The organism is Alcaligenes sp. Me129 (assembly GCF_050487245.1).
Taxonomy (GTDB): domain Bacteria; phylum Pseudomonadota; class Gammaproteobacteria; order Burkholderiales; family Burkholderiaceae_B; genus Alcaligenes; species Alcaligenes phenolicus.
In genome coordinates this window covers 77157-91264 of the sequence record NZ_JBKQGX010000017.1, presented here as the reverse complement: position 1 = coordinate 91264, position 14108 = coordinate 77157, and the positions used below count along the sequence as shown (strand labels likewise).

Annotated in this window: 20 protein-coding genes; all 20 read left to right on the top strand. The window is 53.5% G+C overall.

All coding sequences use genetic code 11. The features are described from left to right. Positions 1 to 2230 (top strand): choice-of-anchor K domain-containing protein (locus ACLPGZ_RS16190; RefSeq protein ID WP_429641666.1); only part of this gene is annotated, 2230 nt, incomplete at its 5' end. A 426-nt stretch (positions 2231 to 2656) separates the two neighbouring features. Continuing rightward, complete coding sequence (locus tag ACLPGZ_RS16185) at positions 2657 to 3289, top strand: transglutaminase-like cysteine peptidase (protein WP_035269590.1); 633 nt, start codon at positions 2657 to 2659, stop codon at positions 3287 to 3289. Between the two features lie 101 nt (positions 3290 to 3390). Next, positions 3391 to 5331 carry a bifunctional diguanylate cyclase/phosphodiesterase gene (locus ACLPGZ_RS16180; protein WP_429641664.1) on the top strand — a complete coding sequence of 647 codons (1941 nt, stop codon included), beginning with the start codon at positions 3391 to 3393 and terminating at the stop codon, positions 5329 to 5331. 278 nt (positions 5332 to 5609) lie between these two features. Then, positions 5610 to 5978, top strand: a complete 369-nt coding sequence (rplN, locus tag ACLPGZ_RS16175) for a 50S ribosomal protein L14 (RefSeq protein WP_003805375.1) — start codon at positions 5610 to 5612, stop codon at positions 5976 to 5978. Positions 5979 to 5991: 13 nt separating this feature from the next. Next, positions 5992 to 6312, top strand: coding sequence for a 50S ribosomal protein L24 (rplX, locus tag ACLPGZ_RS16170; RefSeq protein WP_003805373.1), 321 nt, complete (start codon positions 5992 to 5994; stop codon positions 6310 to 6312). 12 nt (positions 6313 to 6324) lie between these two features. Then, the gene (gene rplE / locus ACLPGZ_RS16165) at positions 6325 to 6864 is read left to right on the top strand and encodes a 50S ribosomal protein L5 (RefSeq protein WP_009459981.1); all 540 of its coding nucleotides are present in this window, start codon (positions 6325 to 6327) and stop codon (positions 6862 to 6864) included. A gap of 10 nt (positions 6865 to 6874) precedes the next feature. Next, positions 6875 to 7180, top strand: coding sequence for a 30S ribosomal protein S14 (gene rpsN / locus ACLPGZ_RS16160; RefSeq protein WP_003805371.1), 306 nt, complete (start codon positions 6875 to 6877; stop codon positions 7178 to 7180). Between the two features lie 11 nt (positions 7181 to 7191). Continuing rightward, positions 7192 to 7587 carry a 30S ribosomal protein S8 gene (rpsH, locus tag ACLPGZ_RS16155; RefSeq protein ID WP_009459979.1) on the top strand — a complete coding sequence of 132 codons (396 nt, stop codon included), beginning with the start codon at positions 7192 to 7194 and terminating at the stop codon, positions 7585 to 7587. Positions 7588 to 7599: 12 nt separating this feature from the next. Next, positions 7600 to 8133 (top strand): 50S ribosomal protein L6, encoded by a 534-nt coding sequence (gene rplF, locus ACLPGZ_RS16150; RefSeq protein ID WP_009459978.1) that lies wholly within the window; start codon positions 7600 to 7602, stop codon positions 8131 to 8133. A 21-nt stretch (positions 8134 to 8154) separates the two neighbouring features. Continuing rightward, the gene (gene rplR, locus ACLPGZ_RS16145) at positions 8155 to 8508 is read left to right on the top strand and encodes a 50S ribosomal protein L18 (RefSeq protein ID WP_009459977.1); all 354 of its coding nucleotides are present in this window, start codon (positions 8155 to 8157) and stop codon (positions 8506 to 8508) included. Positions 8509 to 8520: 12 nt separating this feature from the next. Further along, complete coding sequence (gene rpsE / locus ACLPGZ_RS16140) at positions 8521 to 9042, top strand: 30S ribosomal protein S5 (protein WP_003805367.1); 522 nt, start codon at positions 8521 to 8523, stop codon at positions 9040 to 9042. Between the two features lie 3 nt (positions 9043 to 9045). Then, complete coding sequence (gene rpmD, locus ACLPGZ_RS16135) at positions 9046 to 9231, top strand: 50S ribosomal protein L30 (RefSeq protein ID WP_003805366.1); 186 nt, start codon at positions 9046 to 9048, stop codon at positions 9229 to 9231. A gap of 11 nt (positions 9232 to 9242) precedes the next feature. Then, positions 9243 to 9683, top strand: a complete 441-nt coding sequence (gene rplO / locus ACLPGZ_RS16130) for a 50S ribosomal protein L15 (RefSeq protein WP_022983333.1) — start codon at positions 9243 to 9245, stop codon at positions 9681 to 9683. A 12-nt stretch (positions 9684 to 9695) separates the two neighbouring features. After that, a complete protein-coding gene (gene secY, locus ACLPGZ_RS16125) occupies positions 9696 to 11021 on the top strand; it encodes a preprotein translocase subunit SecY (protein WP_003805363.1) in 1326 nt (441 codons plus the stop codon). A 9-nt stretch (positions 11022 to 11030) separates the two neighbouring features. Continuing rightward, positions 11031 to 11249: a translation initiation factor IF-1 gene (infA, locus tag ACLPGZ_RS16120; protein ID WP_003805361.1), complete on the top strand. Its 219-nt coding sequence runs from the start codon at positions 11031 to 11033 to the stop codon at positions 11247 to 11249. Positions 11250 to 11281: 32 nt separating this feature from the next. Beyond that, positions 11282 to 11395, top strand: a complete 114-nt coding sequence (rpmJ, locus tag ACLPGZ_RS16115) for a 50S ribosomal protein L36 (protein ID WP_003805360.1) — start codon at positions 11282 to 11284, stop codon at positions 11393 to 11395. Between the two features lie 36 nt (positions 11396 to 11431). Continuing rightward, complete coding sequence (gene rpsM, locus ACLPGZ_RS16110) at positions 11432 to 11797, top strand: 30S ribosomal protein S13 (protein ID WP_003805346.1); 366 nt, start codon at positions 11432 to 11434, stop codon at positions 11795 to 11797. 14 nt (positions 11798 to 11811) lie between these two features. Beyond that, entirely contained in the window at positions 11812 to 12210 is a 399-nt protein-coding gene (rpsK, locus tag ACLPGZ_RS16105) for a 30S ribosomal protein S11 (RefSeq protein WP_003805343.1), read from the top strand. Positions 12211 to 12221: 11 nt separating this feature from the next. After that, positions 12222 to 12845 carry a 30S ribosomal protein S4 gene (gene rpsD, locus ACLPGZ_RS16100; protein ID WP_009459976.1) on the top strand — a complete coding sequence of 208 codons (624 nt, stop codon included), beginning with the start codon at positions 12222 to 12224 and terminating at the stop codon, positions 12843 to 12845. 153 nt (positions 12846 to 12998) lie between these two features. After that, a complete protein-coding gene (locus ACLPGZ_RS16095; RefSeq protein WP_003805337.1) occupies positions 12999 to 13982 on the top strand; it encodes a DNA-directed RNA polymerase subunit alpha in 984 nt (327 codons plus the stop codon). Positions 13983 to 14108 lie beyond the last annotated feature (126 nt).

Here is a 14108-nt window from a genome sequence, read left to right as displayed (position 1 = left end):
GTTTGAGAATCTAACGCTGGGTGATGCAGCGACAGCGAAAGTGGTAGATACGATCGATACTGTGACCGCGACCCTGAAGGCAATTGGTCAGCCAACTTTGGGTGCTGATATTACGTACCAAGTTGTTTTGACCAATAAGGACAACCTACCAATTGATAAGCACGGCAAGATTACAGTGACGCTGGACAGCGGCAAGGTAATCGAGATCCCTGCTGGCGAATCGATAGGTAGTATCACGTTTAAATTGACTCAGGCCGGCGCGTTGACCGATGGTATTAATTCGGTTGTGGTTGATGGCGATGTTCAATTTGAAAATCTGACTTCAACTGGCACGATTGACCTTAATGTCACCAATATCGCCCCAACGGTTGGTGAAGGCAAGGCTGTGGTTTCCGAAGAGGGGCTGCCTGGCGGAATTAAAGACAGTCAAGGTACATCTGATACCACTGATAAGACGCTGGTGACCGGGAAGCTGGCCATTAGCGATCCGGATAGCAGCAATCTGACAGTCAAGCTGGTTGCGCCTGCGGACGGCAATATCAAGTCCGGTGGTGTTGCGGTGAAGTGGGCTTTTGAGGCTGATGGCACTCTTGTCGGTAAGGCCGGGAACGTCGAAGTTATTAAGGTAAGCATCGATAACGAAGGCAGCTACAAGGTTGAGCTGAAAGCGCCTGTGGACCATCCTGTCAAGGGGCAGGAGGATACACTGGACTTTGATATAGGTGTGCAGGTCTCCGATGAAACCTCAACGGTGGATTCGAAGATTGTTGTTACTGTTGAGGATGACTCTCCAGCAGCGACTAATGTATCGCAGACCTTGACGGTACCTGTCAGTGAAATCGTCGTTAATGGTTTGCAGGGCGGATTTATTAATCCGAAATTCCAGGATCAAAAAGGCGCAACAGCCAGCAGAAACAAAGACACTGATTCGTATTATGAGGAGTTGCGTTGGGGGGCCAAGCGAGACTGGCTTGGTAATCCGACGTCAAACTTGGCGGATAAGCCGTCTGGTTATGATTACTTTGATAATAGCGTTTACCGCAATAATTCAGACAACTTGCTGGGTTCAACCTTTAAGCTGGGTGAATTTAAGCATATTAACTTCCCCAGCTACGGTAAGACCTTGGTTTCTACTGACTTGGTCGTGAAGTTCAACGTTACGATTGATGGCGTAGTTCATCAGATTGAACATACGATCAAACTGAAGCATACGGAAACACCGAATAATGGTAATGATCTTAATGATAGGGATATCGTTGAAATTGATGCTGCGACACTGACGAAGACCTTCACTGTTGGTGATCGTACCTTCGAGTTCACTATCGACGGTTTTAAAAATCACGAATATGGTGACCCTGTGTCCACGGTCCTGACGTGGGAAAACGCGGTCAACACTTTTGATCTTTACGCCACAATTTCGGCTGTTGATGACATGCCGAAGATCGAAGGCAAGTTGGATGGTGATGTGTACAGCTATGGTGCGGACGGTGCTGCAACTGGTGGTCAGGGCGTCGTTTGGGAAAATGCTGTTAAGCAGGGGGATGGCAGCTATAAGATTGTTAATGAATTCGGTACATTCATTGGCAAGTCGGACGGCTCCTACACCTTCGAGATGAGCCGTGATGCGCGTGACAAGATGATAGTGAACGATCTGAAGGATATGACGTTTAAGTATTCTGTCACAGACCAGGATGGTGATAGTGCCGTGGCTGATTTGACGATCACCCTGAAGGGCCAGCCTAACAACGCTCCTGAGGAGGGGGCATTCCGCACGGCGTTGGCTGTAGATGATAGTTCTGAAGTGGTTGTCGGTACCGATGGCAATGATAGTTTGGTTGGTACAGATGGCAACGACACCCTGATCGGTGGTGCCGGCGACGACATCATGTTCGGCGGCGAGGGTGATGACACTTTCGTGTGGAACAAGGGTGATCAAGGCACTACAAACAAACCGGCTGTGGATCATGTAATGGACTTCGGTGGCGCTGGTACGGACACCCTGGATATTTCTGATCTGCTGTCGGGTCACGGTATCAACGACGGTAATCTGAGCCAGTACCTGACAGTAAGCCGTTCGGATAGTGGCAAGATGGAAATCGGTATCAGCTCTCAAGGTAATGGCCAGATCGATCAGAAGATCATTCTGGACAACATCGACTTTGACGCAGAGAAGGCAGCCCAGATCGCCAACTCGCTCAAAGACGGTACTTTGAAGTCTTCTGATTTCTAAGCTGTTCATCGGATAGGCACTATCTGCGGGTAGTGCCCAAGCCCCACAAGCCTTTTTGGGTTTGTGGGGTTTTTTTATGTCTGCAGCTTGTCGTCAGCGCCAATAGTGGGTGCTTGGCATTTGTGACTATGATCCTTGATGTGGCTGCAGGAAAGAGGGTGCATGCAGCAGAACGGCTGGCCAGGCTGAGCTGGTAGGCGTTGGCTCTGCGGTTTTGTAGACCAGCTGTTTCTTTTTGCTGGGGTGATGCGAGACCGTTTAACAGCCTGCTCTATATATAGAGGGTTCAGACGCTTTGTCGATTGCCAAGCGTTCACTAAATAGGCAAGCTATAACGCCGTTATAAGGGTTTGCTTATTTGGGATTGACGTGCTCTTGTCTCTTGCCTGGCTACGCCTTTTTCTTCGATCTAGGATTGCACTGTTTGTGCTGGTCGCACTGCTGGTTGTGGTGTGGCTGCCCTTGTCGGCGCCTGCCTTGCAGTTCGAGGTCAGCAAGATTCGCCAGACCGCCGTTTCCCGCTTTGGCGCCCGTGCTGGGACTGCCGTGGATCGGTGGATGGCTAATCTGGAGTCCGCCCGTGGTTTAAGTGAGCGTCGTCAGCTGGATGCCGTCAATGATTTCTGGAATATGAATGTGATGGCTGGCGAGGACATTCATATTTGGGGCCAGCTGGATTACTGGGCCACGCCTATCGAGACTTTGGGCAAGGCGGCGGGCGACTGTGAGGACTTTGTTATTGGCAAGTATTTTTCCTTGTTGCACCTGGGTGTGCCCAATGAAAAACTGCGATTGATTTACGTGCGGGCTCAAGTAGGTGGGCAAAGCATTGCGCACATGGTTCTGGGCTACTATCCCACGCCCCAGGCCGAGCCTTTGCTGCTGGATAATTTAAGTGGCTCGATTCGCCCCGCCAGCCAGCGTCCTGATTTGACCCCTGTGTTCAGCTTCAATTCGCAAGGGGTGTATGTGGGTAATGCCCAGAAAGGTTCGGTGGACAGTATCAGCCGGTGGCGTGGTTTGCTGGAAAAAATGCGTAAGGAAGGTTTTGTTCCTTGATGATGTGCCGGTCCTTGGGCTAGAGCACCAAATGGAAACAGACCTCAGGACACCCTTGTCGGGTGGGCTAGACCAGAATTTATGGAATATACGGAAGCGCTATGTCTTTACTTAAACAGCTCCTGCTAAGTGTCTCGTGCGCGATTCTTGCTATCTTGATTGGCACGCTGTGGTTCAGCGTCGACTCGGCAAGGCAGTATTTGAGCAGTCAGTTGCAGGCTCAGGGTGAGTCGGCCGCGACTTCGCTGGCCTTGACCTTGTCCCAGCCCAGCAACCAGGACCCGGTGACGCAGGAGCTTTTGATTGCCGCCTTGTACGATACCGGGCAGTTTGAGCGTATCCGCTTTATTGACACCTCCGATACGGTCCTGGTGGAGCGTAATGCTCAGCAAGAAACACAGATCAGCGGATCTTCGCCCGCGTGGTTCGCCAACTCTTTGCCGATTGATGTACCCGTGGCCTCGGCTCATGTCAGTAATGGCTGGAATCAGATTGGTACGATCGAAGTAAAACCTGCTGACGAGTACGCCCGCGCCAGTTTGTGGAAAAGTTTTGTGCGCGTCACTTTGTTGGTGCTGGGCGCCGGGGTTGCCTGGGGTGTGTTTGTATTGATGGTCATGGCCTGGTTGCGCCGGGCTTTGCGCGAACACGTCCAGTTCGAGCTGCAACAGATGGATCAAAGCGAGTCTGTACCCAGCCGCAAGAAAGTGCGCACGATCCCCGAGCTGGAAGCCGTCACACATACCTTAAGCACGGTGCAAAAACGTATTCGTGTCAGCAGCCAGGAGCAAAATGCCCGAATCGAGCAGTTACAGCTGGAGTTGAACTGCGATCCGGTCACGGGCCTGGCCAATCGCAAGTACTTCGTGAATATGTTCCGTCAGGTGCTGCAACAGGAAGAGGGCGGCCATGTGCTGTTATTCCGTCAGCGGGACTTGCTGCCATTGAATACCTCCCTGTCTCGTGACGCGGTGGATGCCTGGCTGAAGCTGGTGACTCAGCGTTGTACGGAGCTATTGCAGAAAAATGGCATGGACGCGGGCAATCTGGCGCGCTTGAATGGTTCTGATTTTATTGTGCTGCTCAAGGGCCAGACGGGTCCTCAAGTGATGGGCTTTGCCCAGGAACTGCGTACTGCCTTGCAGGAATTGCGCCAGCCTCTACCCGATGGCAGTTTGTGCCGCTGGTCCATGGCGATGACGAACTATGAAGGTCAGGACTCGCTCAGCGCCGTGATGACGCGTTTGGATAATGCCTTGATGCGCGCCGAAGGGGCAGGGCATCAGGAAGTGGAATACCGTCCGTCTGAAGGGGTTCACTCCGAGGCGAGCTCTTCCATTGGTGAGCAGGAATGGCATTCACGTATTGAGCGTGGTCTGAAGCAAGGCCGGATTGAATTGAGTGTGAAGCCGGGCGTTGAAGTCTGGGGGCAAGCGGGCCAGATTCACGATGCAACCCTGAATTTGTTGCCCGAGCAACCGGGACAGGCCAGTTTGCCTGCCTATTTGTTCATTCCGGTGGCGGTGCGTCTGGGTCTGTCGTGGCAGTGTGACTTGCGTACGATGGAGCTGGCAAGCGACTGGTTAGCCGATAACGAGGGCAGTTTAAGTGTCCGTGTCTCCTGGGCATCGGTGATCAAGCCTGGATTTGCAGATCAGGTGGCAGAGGTTCTGACCAAGGCTGGTGACAAGGCCCGGCGTCTGATTATCGAACTGGATGCTTATTGCCTGAGTGAGCACGATGTGGAAACGGTCGCTTTCGTGGATAAATTGCGGCCCTTGGGTGTGCAATTTGGTCTGCGTCGTGTTCTGGAGCAGCCCGAATCGATTCTGTGGTTGCACATGATGGCACTCAAATATATTGTCCTGGACGATGAGCGCGCCCAGACGCTGCAGGCCGAGGTGGGTGGCCGACATTTGCTGACAGCGTTCCTGCAGAGCCTGCAGGAATTGGGGATAGGTTTGCGCCGGGTAACCCGAGGCAGCAATAGTGCCCAGCTGGACGAGTTGTTGCGCGAAAACGCCGTCGTGCCAAGGCCTTAGCAAATAAATCCTTGTTTTTCTGGGGCTTATTTGCTAGTATATGTGGCTTACCTCTTTATTTTGACCGGAGAGGCTTAGTCGCCTATCCGGATTGAAGTTGGTAATACAACGTTTTGTCTCTCGCAAGATTTCAACCTAGGGTTCGGCTTGCCGGACCAGATCGAGATCGGGTTTACGGTATCGAACTGGCTGGATCCGAATCTGACGGGACCAAAACTGGTTGTGTGACCCAGTCATTTTGACTGGATCGTTGCAATTAAGTTGGAACAGGAAAAATCATGATTCAAATGCAGACCACGCTGGACGTGGCCGACAACACAGGTGCGCGTTCCGTAATGTGCATCAAGGTGCTGGGCGGCTCGAAGCGCCGTTATGCCGCAATTGGTGACATCATCAAAGTTACCGTTAAAGAAGCGGCCCCGCGCGGACGCGTCAAAAAAGGCGAAATCTACAACGCTGTAGTGGTTCGTACCGCTAAGGGCGTGCGCCGTAAAGACGGTTCGCTGATTCGTTTCGGTGGCAATGCCGCCGTATTGCTCAATGCCAAGCTGGAACCCATCGGCACCCGTATCTTCGGACCCGTTACGCGTGAACTGCGTACCGAGAAGTTCATGAAGATCGTGTCCTTGGCTCCCGAAGTGCTGTAAGGAGCGCGAAAAAATGCAAAAAATTCGTAAAGGCGACGAAGTTATTGTGCTGACCGGCCGTGATAAAAAACGCCGTGGCACAGTACTGCAACGCGTCGATGCAGACCACGTCATCGTGGAAGGCATCAACGTAGTCAAAAAACACGTTAAAGCCAATCCTATGGCTGGCACGCAGGGTGGTATCGTCGACAAGACCATGCCTATCCACATCTCGAACGTTGCACTGTTCAACCCGGAAACCGGCAAGGGCGACCGCGTTGGTATCCAGGTGATCGACGGTCAGAAGACGCGTGTTTATCGTTCCAGCGGCAAAGCCGTTGGCGCCAAGGCTTAAGGGGCGGATAACATGGCACGTTTACAAGAGTTCTACCGCGAAAAAGTGGTTGCCGATCTGCAAAAGCAGTTCGAGTACAAGAGCATTATGGAAGTACCCCGCATCACCAAGATCACTCTGAACATGGGTGTCTCGGAAGCGGTTGCTGACAAGAAGATTATCGAGAACGCGGTATCGGACATGACCAAAATTGCTGGTCAGAAGCCCGTTATCACGAAAACCCGCAAAGCTATTGCCGGTTTTAAGATTCGCGAAGATTACCCGATCGGTTGTATGGTGACCCTGCGCGGTCAACGCATGTACGAATTCCTGGATCGTCTGGTCGCTGTGGCTCTGCCACGCGTTCGTGACTTCCGTGGTGTGTCGGGTCGTGCGTTTGACGGCCGTGGCAACTACAACATGGGGGTTAAAGAGCAAATCATTTTCCCCGAAATCGAGTACGACAAAATCGACGCAGTGCGTGGTCTGAACATCAGCATCACTACTTCTGCCAAGACGGACGAAGAGGCCAAGGCGCTGCTTAGCGCGTTCAGCTTCCCGTTCCGCAACTAAGGGGCGCAACGTGGCTAAACTTTCCCTCATCAATCGCGACATCAAGCGCGCCAAGCTGGCTGAGAAATTCGCCGCCAAGCGTGCAGCACTGAAAGCGATCATTGACGACCAGTCCAAGTCTGACGAAGAGCGCTACGAAGCTCGTTTGCAGTTGCAACAATTGCCACGCAACGCGAACCCGACCCGTCAACGCAACCGCTGCGTTATCACCGGTCGCCCTCGTGGTGTTTTCAAGAAATTCGGTTTGACTCGCCATAAAGTGCGCGAAATGGCAATGCGCGGCGAGATCCCCGGTATGACCAAGGCCAGCTGGTAGGAGAAATACACATGAGCATGAGCGATCCAATCGCCGATATGTTGACCCGCGTGCGTAACGCGCAAATGGTCAACAAGACATCGGTCAGCATGCCCTCCTCGAAGCTGAAAGCAGCTATTGCTGCTGTGCTGAAAGACGAAGGCTACATCGAAGATTTCCGTATCGTTGGCGAAAAAGCCAAGCCAGAACTGGAAGTCACCCTGAAATACTATGCCGGCCAGCCAGTCATCGAGCGCATCGACCGCGTTTCGCGTCCTGGACTGCGCATCTACAAAGGCAGCACACACATCCCTCAAGTCATGAACGGCTTGGGTGTTGCTATCGTGTCCACGTCTCGCGGCGTGATGACCGATCGCAAAGCACGTGCAGCTGGCGTCGGTGGCGAAGTGCTGTGCTACGTGGCATAAGGAGAACATCATATGTCACGTATCGCTAAGTATCCCGTTTCCCTGCCTAAAGGCGTAGAAACGACCATTGCCGCTGATCAGATCACGGTCAAAGGCCCTCTGGGCACTTTGGTTCAAACTCTGACTGGCGACGTCACTATTGAACTTCAAGACGGTCAGCTGTCTTTTGTGCCTGCGAACGAAACTCGTCACGCAAACGCAATGTCCGGCACCGTGCGCCAACTGGTCAACAACATGGTTGTTGGCGTGAGCGCCGGTTTCGAACGCAAGCTGAGTCTGGTTGGCGTGGGCTTCCGTGCCTCCGTCCAGGGTAATGCCTTGAAGTTGCAACTGGGTTTCTCGCACGACATCGTGCACGACCTGCCTGAAGGCATCAAAGCCGAGTGCCCAACTCCGACGGAAGTCGTGATCAAGGGCTCGAACAAGCAGGTGGTTGGTCAGGTTGCCGCAGAAATTCGTGGCTATCGTCCACCAGAGCCTTACAAAGGCAAAGGTGTACGTTACGTCGGCGAACGCGTCATCCTCAAGGAAACCAAGAAGAAATAAGCCCGCAGGCAAGGACGAATCATGGACAAGAAACAATCCCGTATGCGTCGTGCAGTGGCTACTCGCCGCAAGATCGCCGAGCTGCGCGTACACCGCCTGTCGGTGCATCGCACGAATACGCATATTTACGCGAGCATCATCTCGCCCGAAGGCGACCGCGTTCTGGTCAGTGCTTCCACTGTCGAGACCGAAGTTCGCAAAGAATTGGCCGTTGGCAGCAACGTAGCGGCAGCCAGCCTGGTTGGCAAGCGCGTCGCCGAAAAGGCGAAGGCTGCGGGCATCGAGACGGTTGCTTTTGACCGCTCGGGCTTCCGTTACCATGGCCGCGTGAAAGCGCTGGCCGAGGCCGCGCGTGAAGCCGGCTTGAAATTCTAAAGGAATTATCAAATGGCTAAAGCACAAGGCAGACAGGCTCCAGAGCAAGAGCGCGATGACGGCCTGAAAGAAAAGATGATTGCGGTCAACCGCGTCAGCAAAGTCGTTAAAGGTGGTCGCACCATGAGCTTTGCTTCGCTGGCCGTGGTCGGTGATGGCGATGGTCGCATCGGCATGGGTAAGGGCAAGGCCCGCGAAGTACCCGTTGCTGTTCAGAAGGCAATGGAACAGGCCCGTCGTGGTCTGATCAAAGTGCCTCTGAAGAACGGCACCTTGCATCACACCGTAGTTGGTAAGCACGGTGCAGCCACCGTTCTGATCTCTCCCGCAGCTGAAGGTACTGGCGTTATCGCCGGTGGCCCAATGCGCGCTATCTTCGAAGTGATGGGCGTGCGCAACGTCGTAGCCAAGAGCCTGGGTTCCAGCAACCCATACAACATGGTTCGCGCTACATTGAACGGTTTGCGTGCTTGCTCGACACCTGCTGACATTGCTGCCAAGCGCGGCAAGACAGTTGAAGAAATTCTGGGGTAAGTCATGGCACAGAAACAAATCAAAGTTACGTTGGTGCGTTCGGTCATCGGCACAAAGCAAAGCCATCGCGACACCGTTCGCGGCCTGGGTCTGCGCCGAGTCAACACCAGCCGTGTATTGGTTGATACTCCTGAGGTTCGTGGGATGATCCGCAAGGTGGATTATCTGGTTACGGTCTCGGAAGCCTGAAAGGAATCGGGATGTCTGAATTGCAATTGAACAATCTCAAGCCCGCCGCTGGCGCCAAACACGCAGCACGTCGTGTTGGTCGCGGTGTCGGTTCCGGCTTGGGCAAAACCGGCGGACGTGGTCATAAAGGCCAGAAATCCCGCTCGGGTGGTTTTCATAAAGTCGGTTTCGAAGGCGGTCAAATGCCTTTGCAACGTCGTTTGCCCAAGCGTGGTTTCACCACCCTGGACGACCACCTGTACGCAGAAGTACGTCTGTCCGAACTGCAAAAAATGGATGCCGAAGTTATCGACGTCCAGGCACTGAAGCAGGCTGGCGTGGTTGGCCAAATGGTGCGTTACGCTAAAGTCATCAAGTCCGGTGAACTTTCCCGTAAAGTTGCGCTGAAAGGCATTAATGCAACGGCCGGCGCTCGCGCCGCGATCGAAGCAGCCGGCGGCTCGCTGGAATAAAAAGGGGTCACGGTGGCAAAAGCTCAGGCACAGAGTAAGTCGGGTCCGCGCTACGGCGATTTGAAACGTCGTCTCGTTTTCCTGTTGCTCGCCCTGATTGTCTACCGCTTGGGTACGCACATTCCGGTACCAGGCATCAATCCTGATGCCTTGTCCGAACTGTTTACTCAAAACCAGAGTGGTATTCTGGGTTTGTTTAACATGTTCTCCGGTGGTGCTTTAGAGCGATTCTCAGTGTTCGCACTGGGAATCATGCCCTACATCTCTGCGTCCATCATCATGCAATTGATGACCGCTGTGGTGCCCACGCTGGAAGCAATCAAGAAAGAGGGTGAGTCGGGTCGTCGCAAGATCACGCAATACACCCGTTACGGAACGGTCTTTTTGGCTTTGTTCCAGGGAGTTGGGATTTCCATCGCTCTAGAATCGCAGCCCGGTCTGGTTATCGACCCAGGGATGCTGTTTCGCTTCACGACAGTGGTAACACTGGTCACTGGCACCATGTTCGTCATGTGGCTGGGTGAACAAATCACTGAACGTGGATTGGGTAATGGTATTTCCATCCTGATCTTCGCCGGTATCGTAGCGGGTCTGCCTAATGCTTTGGGCGGTATGCTTGATCTGGTGCGTACGGATTCCATGTCGATTCTATCGGCACTGTTTATCCTCGTTTTAGTAGCCGCCGTCACGTACTTCGTCGTCTTTGTCGAGCGTGGTCAGCGTCGTATCACGGTCAACTACGCCAAACGGCAAGTAGGTAACCGTATCTATGGTGGTCAAAGCTCGCATTTGCCGCTGAAACTGAACATGGCTGGCGTGATCCCTCCGATCTTCGCTTCGTCCATCATTCTGTTGCCAGCGACAATTGCTAATTGGTTCTCCAGCACACCCGGTCTGGGTTGGTTGCGTGAAATCGAGGCTGCTTTGTCGCCGCGTCAGCCGCTTTACATTACTTTGTTCTCCGCGCTGATCATTTTGTTCTGCTTTTTCTACACGGCCCTGGTGTTCAACAGCCGCGAAACTGCAGACAACCTGAAAAAGAGTGGAGCCTTCGTACCAGGGATTCGTCCCGGTGATCAGACAGCGCGTTATATCGACAAGATTTTGATGCGTCTGACTTTGGCCGGTGCGATCTACATTACCTTGGTGTGTTTGGTACCAGAGTTCTTGCAAATGCGCTGGAATGTACCGTTCTATTTTGGCGGCACATCCTTGCTGATTATTGTTGTAGTAACCATGGACTTCATGGCGCAGGCCCAGGCCTATGTCATGTCACAACAATACGACTCGCTGCTCAAGAAGGCTAACTTCAAAGGCTCGAGCTTGCCGATGCGGTAATTCACGAAAATGGCAAAGGACGACGTCATTCAAATGCAGGGACAGGTTCTTGAGAACCTTCCCAACGCAACTTTTCGCGTCAAGCTGGAAAATGGTCACGTAGTGCTCGGATACATTTCAGGCAAAATGCGTATGCACTATATCCGGATTCTGCCGGGCGATAAGGTCACTGTGGAGCTCACGCCCTATGATCTATCCCGAGCACGAATTGTGTTCCGCTCCAAATAAGCGGCCGGTTACAGGAAACTAGGAGTCAAACCATGAAGGTAATGGCATCAGTAAAGCGGATCTGCCGCAACTGCAAAATCATTAAACGTCATGGCGTGGTGCGTGTCATCTGCACCGATCCACGTCATAAGCAGCGTCAAGGCTAAGTTGCCGAAACGCAACCGATTTAACAAGGAATAACCATGGCCCGTATTGCCGGCATTAACATCCCGCCGCATCAACACGCCGAAATCGGTCTTACCGCGATTTTCGGCATCGGTCGCACCCGCGCTCGCAAGATTTGCGAAGCATCGGGTATTGAATACTCCAAGAAGGTCAAAGATCTGACCGACGCGGAACTCGAGCGCATTCGCGAACAGATCGGCCTGTTCACCGTAGAAGGTGACCTGCGTCGTGAAGTTCAGCTCTCGATCAAGCGTTTGGCTGACTTGGGAACTTACCGTGGCATGCGTCATCGTCGCGGTCTGCCAGTGCGCGGCCAACGTACACGCACTAACGCTCGCACCCGTAAAGGTCCGCGTCGCGCCGCCGCGTCCCTGAAGAAATAATCGAGGAATAGAAGATGGCCAAAGCTTCTAGCAGCGCTTCACGCGCACGCAAGAAAGTCAAAAAAAGCGTGTCGGACGGGATTGCTCACGTCCACGCTTCTTTTAACAACACGATCATCACCATTACTGACCGTCAGGGCAACGCATTGTCCTGGGCTACGTCGGGTGGCGCGGGCTTTAAAGGCTCTCGTAAATCCACGCCGTTTGCCGCGCAGGTTGCCGCTGAAACAGCCGGCCGTACTGCCATGGAATACGGTATTAAAAATCTTGAAGTTCGCATCAAGGGCCCCGGTCCAGGCCGTGAATCGTCTGTGCGTGCTCTGAATGCTCTGGGTATCAAGATCACCAGCATTGCAGACATCACACCGGTTCCGCATAACGGCTGCCGTCCGCCCAAGCGTCGTCGCATCTAAGGGGAAGCGAAGTGGCTCGTTATATTGGACCAAAATGCAAGCTCTCGCGTCGCGAGGGTACCGATCTGTTTTTGAAGAGCGCCCGTCGCTCGCTGGATTCCAAGTGCAAACTGGAATCGCGTCCTGGTCAGCACGGCCGCACCTCCGGTGCTCGTACGTCTGACTTCGGTCTGCAGCTGCGCGAAAAGCAAAAGCTCAAGCGTATGTACGGCGTGCTGGAAAAGCAGTTCCGCAAGTACTACGTTGAAGCTGACCGCCGTCGTGGCAACACCGGTGAAACGCTGATTCAATTGCTGGAATCGCGTCTGGACAACGTGGTTTACCGCATGGGCTTTGGCTCTACACGTGCAGAAGCACGTCAGCTGGTGAACCACCGTGCAATCGAAGTCAACGGTCACACCGCTGACATCGCTTCCATGCTGATCAAGGCTGGTGACGTTGTTTCCGTGCGCGAAAAAGCTAAATCCCAAGGCCGTATCAAGGAATCCCTGGATCTGGCTACGGGCATTGGCTTGCCTCAGTGGGTAGAAGTTGACACCGCCAAGCTGTCCGGCGTGTTCAAGCAAGCTCCTGATCGCGCTGATGTCGCTCAAGACATCAACGAATCGCTGGTTGTTGAGTTGTACTCGCGTTAATTTTGTACGCGAAGACCTCTTACGCAATGCAGTAATCGCAGGCCCACTTCCCGATTTTCGGCAAGTGGGCTTTGCGATACTATCCCGCTGGCTTTGCCAGTTTCCGTCAGCCTTATCGGTGTAACGAGCCGAGGGTATTGAAAAGGAAATCGAATGTCTCAAGGTTTTTTGAAACCCCGTTCCATCGAAGTTGAACCGATCAGCAAAAATCACGCCAAGGTGATCATGGAGCCTTTCGAGCGCGGCTACGGCCACACTCTGGGCAACGCACTGCGTCGTATCTTGCTGTCCTCCATGACCGGCTATGCACCCACTGAAGTGCAGATTACCGGTGTGGTGCACGAGTACTCCACGCTGCCAGGCGTGGGCGAGGACGTGGTTGATATCTTGATGAACCTGAAGGGCGTGGTCTTCAAGCTGCACAGCCGTGAAGAAGTTACCCTGATCCTGCGCAAGGAAGGCGCCGGCCAAGTTCTGGCCAGCGACATCGAATTGCCGCACGACGTTGAAATCATCAACCCCAATCATGTGATTGCCACCTTGACCGACGACGGCAAGCTGGAAATGCAAATCAAGGTTGAGCAAGGCCGTGGCTACGTTCCTGGTAACGTGCGCGCCCTGGCTGATGATCGCACCCACACGATCGGTCGTATCGTGCTGGACGCCTCCTACAGCCCAGTGCGTCGTGTTAGCTACGCGGTCGAAAACGCCCGTGTGGAACAGCGTACTGACCTGGACAAGCTGGTTCTGGACATTGAAACCAACGGCGTGATCTCGCCCGAGGAAGCCGTGCGCCAGTCCGCTCGCATCCTGATGGATCAAATCTCTGTGTTTGCTGCTCTGGAAGGTGTGGGCGATGCCTACGAAGCTCCAGTGCGTGGCGCTCCACAGATCGATCCTGTGTTGCTGCGTCCTGTCGACGATCTGGAACTGACGGTTCGTTCCGCAAACTGCCTGAAAGCCGAAAATATCTACTACATCGGCGATCTGATCCAGCGTACCGAGAACGAACTGTTGAAGACTCCAAACCTGGGTCGCAAGTCCTTGAACGAAATCAAGGAAGTGTTGGCTGCACGTGGCCTGACTTTGGGCATGAAGCTCGAAAACTGGCCACCACTGGGTCTTGAGCGTCCATAAGTAGTAAGCAAGACAGACGTACTTAGACGCCGCTTACACTTTTTCTGGTGTTGTACACCTGCAAAAAGTGTAGGTGGCGTCTGAAAATGTGCTATTGTTTTGCGCTGTCCATCTGGTCCGCAGCTT